At 37.3% G+C, this 5,063-nt stretch carries 4 protein-coding genes; 1 reads left to right on the plus strand and 3 read right to left on the minus strand.

The features are described 5' to 3' along the window. Nucleotides 1–40 precede the first annotated feature (40 nt). The 3 genes from ACFIO3_RS01065 to ACFIO3_RS01075 are packed head-to-tail and all read right to left on the minus strand — an operon-like array spanning nt 41 to nt 3,225. A complete protein-coding gene (locus tag ACFIO3_RS01065; protein ID WP_375608951.1) occupies nt 41–1,042 on the minus strand; it encodes an Hsp33 family molecular chaperone in 1,002 nt (333 codons plus the stop codon). 36 nt (nt 1,043–1,078) lie between these two features. Beyond that, complete coding sequence (argF, locus tag ACFIO3_RS01070) at nt 1,079–2,014, minus strand: ornithine carbamoyltransferase (RefSeq protein ID WP_375607862.1); 936 nt, start codon at nt 2,012–2,014, stop codon at nt 1,079–1,081. Continuing rightward, nucleotides 2,011–3,225, minus strand: a complete 1,215-nt coding sequence (locus ACFIO3_RS01075) for an aspartate aminotransferase family protein (RefSeq protein ID WP_375606227.1) — start codon at nt 3,223–3,225, stop codon at nt 2,011–2,013. Before ACFIO3_RS01075 ends, argF begins: the two co-directional genes overlap by 4 nt. Before the next feature lie 484 nt (nt 3,226–3,709). On the opposite strand from ACFIO3_RS01075, the gene ACFIO3_RS01080 reads away from it, so the two are divergent. After that, nucleotides 3,710–4,246 (plus strand): GcrA family cell cycle regulator, encoded by a 537-nt coding sequence (locus tag ACFIO3_RS01080; RefSeq protein ID WP_375614902.1) that lies wholly within the window; start codon nt 3,710–3,712, stop codon nt 4,244–4,246. Nucleotides 4,247–5,063 lie beyond the last annotated feature (817 nt).

Raw genomic sequence — 5,063 nt, forward strand, 5'->3', positions numbered from 1 at the left:
GCTTTTGTTGCAATCATCATTTTTTATGAAAAATATTTGATTATGTTTTTTCTTCTAGAAATTCTTGCGGTGTAAAACGATACGTTTTTGAGCAAAATTCACATGTGACTGAAATATAGTTATCTTTAACCATTTTATTGCGTTCATCAATAGGAAATCCTTCTAGGATTCCTTTAATTTTTTCGCATGAACAAGAACATTGATCGACAAGAGAAAAAGAATTAAAAACTCTAACACCTTGTTCATGAAAAAGACGAAACAATAACTGTTTACTACCCACTTGGGGATCTGTTAATTCTGAACTTTCAATCGTTTTCATGAGTATTTTAGCTTCCTGCCATTGGTTATCCAATTGGGTATGAGTTTTCGTTTCTTCTCGCTTTTGATGAGGAGCATCTATTTTATGATGAGACGATTCTTGGGGTAAAAGTTGGGTCAAAATACCTCCAGCTCGCCAACTTTTCTGCGGTTTTCCTTGTTGATCACGATTAATTAATATGGCAACAGCCAAACGAATATCGGTAGGAATTTGCTCTGATTGATCAAAATAAATACGAGAAGCTTCTTGTAAATTTGATCCCTCTAATGCAACTATCCCTTGATAGGGTTGCATGTGGGGACCTTGATCAATTGTGAAAGCTAAAGTTCCTTTTCCTAAAAGTATTTCTGAAGAGGTTTGACCATTGTCTATGGCTTGTTTAAGCTGTTCCTTATCAAAACGAGCATATCCACGTAAACTGGAAGGAGGCGAAAAATCGCACACCAACATATTAACCGGTCCATCGGAATGGGTTTGTAGAATAAATTTTCCCGTAAGTTTTAGAGAAGTTCCAATCAGAACCGTTAAAAGTAAAGCTTCTGCTAGAAGATAAGAAACCGGTTCAGGGTATTGATGTCTTGTGAGAATAGAATTTAAAGTTTCCCCAAGTTGTACGGCACGTCCACGGATATCAAGTTCTTCAACTTGAAAGGGAATAACACTATCATCTTCATGCAAGAAGTTGTTGTTGAGAGAGGCTTCATCCTTAGCTTGTTCACTCATAGCTTTACCTTTTTTATATAATTTGTTGTAGGGAGGCTATTGTGGAGAGAAAAATGCATCTTGTAAACACCAAGAAAGAATTGCTTTTTGAGCATGAAGACGATTTTCAGCCTCATCGAAGACAACGGAGTGCGGTCCATCAATCACAGAATCAACCACTTCTTCACCACGATGAGCAGGAAGACAATGCATAAAAAGAGCATCCGGTTTTGCTAATTTCATGAGAGCTTCATTTACTTGATAAGGCTGAAAAATAGAATGACTGCGAGCACGAAACTCTTGTCCCATGGAGACCCATGTATCGGTCATAATACAATCAGCATCTTGAGCCGCTTCTTGGGGATTATGGGTTAGCATAAGATGCGCTCCCCGCTCACGTGCCCAATGTACAAATTGTTCTTGTGGTTCACTGCCCTTTGGTGTGGCAACACGCAAATGAAAACCAAAAAGAGCTGCAGCTTCAATTAAGGAATGGAGCACATTATTACCATCTCCCATCCATGCAAATATTTTGCCAGCAATTGGCCCTCTATGTTCCTCATAGGTTAAGATATCTGCTAAAATTTGGCAAGGATGTGTATCATCTGTAAGGGCATTAATGACAGGAATTTGTGCATATTGTGCCAATTCGAGCATACGTTGATGTTTTGTTGTTCGTAATATCACGATATCCACAAAACGGGATAAAACTCGAGCCGTGTCAGCTATAGTTTCACTGTGACCAAGCTGCATCTCTGAGCCCGTGAGCATGATTGTATCTCCCCCAAGCTGGCGCATACTGATATCGAATGAAATACGGGTTCGTGTGGATGGTTTTTCAAAAATCATCGCGAGCGTTTTACCTATAAAAGGTTTTGAACCTTTTCCTGCTTTAAAAGATGCTTTAAGGATTTTTGCATAATCGATTAATGCACGTGCCATTGCTGGCGTTAAAATGGATAAATCCGTGAAATGACGAAGAGCATTTGTCATGTGTGTGATATTTGTCTGTCCTTATTTATTTTCGAAAGATAAGAAATTGCTTTTTCAATACGACGCAAACTTTCATCTATTTCTTCTTCCTTGATAATAAGAGGAGGCAATAAGCGCACAACGTTATTGTTGGCAGCAACACTTAAGAGATATTCACTTTCCAAGGCATTAACAACGAGATTTGAAGGCACAACACACTGAATGCCCATCATAAGCCCCATCCCCTGAACAGCGCAGATAATATCAGGATAGATATTGAGAATGTGCAAAAGTCCATTTTTTAATTTATCCCCCATACGCTGAACATGGTTGAGAAAACTTGGCTCTAACAAAATATCAAGAATACTATTTCCTACAGCCATTCCAAGCAAATTGCCTCCAAAGGTTGATCCATGCGTCCCAGGTGTCATACTTTTTGCAACTTTATCCGTTGCAAGGCAAGCACCTAATGGAAATCCACCTCCTAGTCCTTTTGCAAGGGTAAGAATATCAGGCGTGACATCACTCCATTCATAGGCAAAAAGCTTTCCTGTTCGTCCTACACCCGTTTGGACTTCATCTAAAATCAATAACAGACCATTATCATCGCATATTTTGCGCAAAAATCTTAAATATTCATGAGGGACCGTTCGTATTCCTCCTTCTCCTTGAATAGGTTCAATAAGAATAGCGGCGGTATTTTTATTAATAACGTTACGCAAAGCGGTTTCATCACAAAAAGGGACTTGAATAAATCCACCAGCTTTAGGTCCAAAGCCTTCAAGATATTTTTCATGCCCAGTCGCAGCAAGTGCTGCAAGTGTACGTCCATGAAATGCCCCTTCAAAAGTAATTATTTCAATGCGTGTTGAATGACCAGCGGCATAGTAATAATGACGCGCTGTTTTAAATGCGCATTCTAATGCTTCAGTGCCTGAATTGCAGAAAAAAACCTTATCTGCAAAACTATTTGCACAAAGCCGCGTAGCAAGAGCTGCTTGTTCAGGAGATTGAAAAAGATTGGAAACATGCCAAAGCTTTTCAGCTTGTATTTTGAGTGTATCAACCAATTTTGGATGTGAATACCCTAATGCATTAACAGCAATGCCAGATGTGAAATCAAGATAATGTTCTCCTTTATCGGAAATAAGCCATACACCATGCCCTTGTTCAAAATGCAAATTTCGTCGTGCGAAGCATTCATAAAGTGGTTGTACAGAGATGGTGTCCATCATAATTTCCTTTATATTTTAACCTTTTCAATATATATACAAAGCGACACTATAAATAAAACAACATGGTACATTTCGTTACGGTGCTTTCAACTTTCATTGCGATTAATGATTACACCTATGGAATAGATCATTACACCAATTGAAAAAAAGTCAATGAAGGTTCTACAAATAAGCATTTTGGAAAAAACCTTAAACAAAAATGAAAGTTTAACCTATGATTGATTTGCAAGTTGGGGAAAACATTCTAAATAAACTCTTCAAGAGGTAAAGACTCTTGTCATAGAGTGAGTGCATATTGTAATTTACAATATAATAAGCAAGATGATGTGTTTTGATTTGTAAATCCACAGGTTGGATGATTTTTTTATGCTCACGTAGAGTGTAAAGTTCTTTCATTCAGCGTAATGAAAACATTATTTAAACATTTGAAGATGCAACGGGGGAGAGCATCTTAGTGACGTAATCGGAATGGAGTGCTGGTATGGGTTGGACATGTGAACGCGTTGAGCTTCTTAAAAAGCTTTGGAGTGAAGGATTAAGTGCAAGTCAAATTGCTGCTCAATTAGGTGGGGTCAGCAGAAATGCAGTCATCGGCAAAGTACATCGATTAAAGTTACCAGGACGTGGTAAGACAGCACAAGGAAGCACGCGTGCGCAAAAAACTCCCGTGGGAAGCAGCAGCCCATCATCTCCACGTGTGCGTCGCAACACATCCACGGTATCGCCAATAAACACATCAGCTGTAAGTATTGAAGAAACCGCTTTAAAGACAGAATTTGTAGTGGAAGATGTAAAAGAAGTTGATATATCCACAAAATCCAATGTAGTTGTGCCTATATCACGTCAACTTAATCTTCTACAATTGAGTGAAAATACATGTAGATGGCCGGTTGGCGATCCATTATCAGCAGATTTTCATTTTTGTGGTGCAGATTCTGATGAAAATAGCCCTTATTGTGCCTTTCACGCTAAGCTAGCATTTCAACCAATATCTGAAAGACGTCGGATAAGAGTGTAATATCCTCCGATTGAATCTCGTATTCTACGCCTTCTGCGCTTCGTTATTAAATTTTAATTATTGAATTATTATGAGAAAGAAATTTGTTCTTTAATGAATGAAAAAATTTCTTCATGAAAGCATTCATCGTAAATTGTATCTTTTGATGCGAGTGTGTGGCTATGTGTTGTAAAATGTCTATTGTTGTTTATTTTCACGATTCTCTTTAATTCAGTTATACAGTTTTTAAAACTATCCATAGTAGCAATATCTTTTGAAGAACGTAGTTTCTTAATTTCTCATGTTTTTATTTTTCATATACTTAATAGATTAATGCATTGATTTATAAAACAATTTATCATTTTACATCCTGAATTAGATCCGCAAATATGATAAGACTCTCTCATTTTAAGTCTTCTTATATTGAATTAATAAAAATCTTTCGTTTGCACATCACAAACGAGACGAGAGCCGTGTAGAGTAAAAACACTTAAAGAAAGACACACCGCTTATAAACTTTCTCAAGTACTAAGGAGGATTCAAGGGCTATCGCCATATTGGGAAGTGGTAAATCACGTTAGAATATCCAACCTTGCACTTTATATGTAAGTGTAAAGATGGTGGTGTACAATGAATTTTGTACACCTCACGGAGATTACTTTTTACACGCCCTTCCATAAAATGAATTTGAAAATATTAGGAGATATTTTTTTAATAAGCATGTGAATATGTAGTATAAGTATGTTCTGCCTGAAACATTCTGTTTTTCGTGAGTGCTGTTATCACATTAAATCTGTAAAAACAAAAGCATGAGGCAATGAGAGAGTGTAAAACAATG

This window comes from Bartonella sp. AD328YNZD (assembly GCF_042196425.1).

What these genes read in the sequence shown, in the direction of transcription:
- ACFIO3_RS01065 (WP_375608951.1), bottom strand. Translation starts at nt 1,042, where the DNA reads ATGAGTGAACAAGCTAAGGATGAAGCCTCTCTCAACAACAACTTCTTG.
- argF (WP_375607862.1), bottom strand. Translation starts at nt 2,014, where the DNA reads ATGACAAATGCTCTTCGTCATTTCACGGATTTATCCATTTTAACGCCA.
- ACFIO3_RS01075 (WP_375606227.1), bottom strand. Translation starts at nt 3,225, where the DNA reads ATGGACACCATCTCTGTACAACCACTTTATGAATGCTTCGCACGACGA.
- ACFIO3_RS01080 (WP_375614902.1), top strand. Translation starts at nt 3,710, where the DNA reads ATGGGTTGGACATGTGAACGCGTTGAGCTTCTTAAAAAGCTTTGGAGT.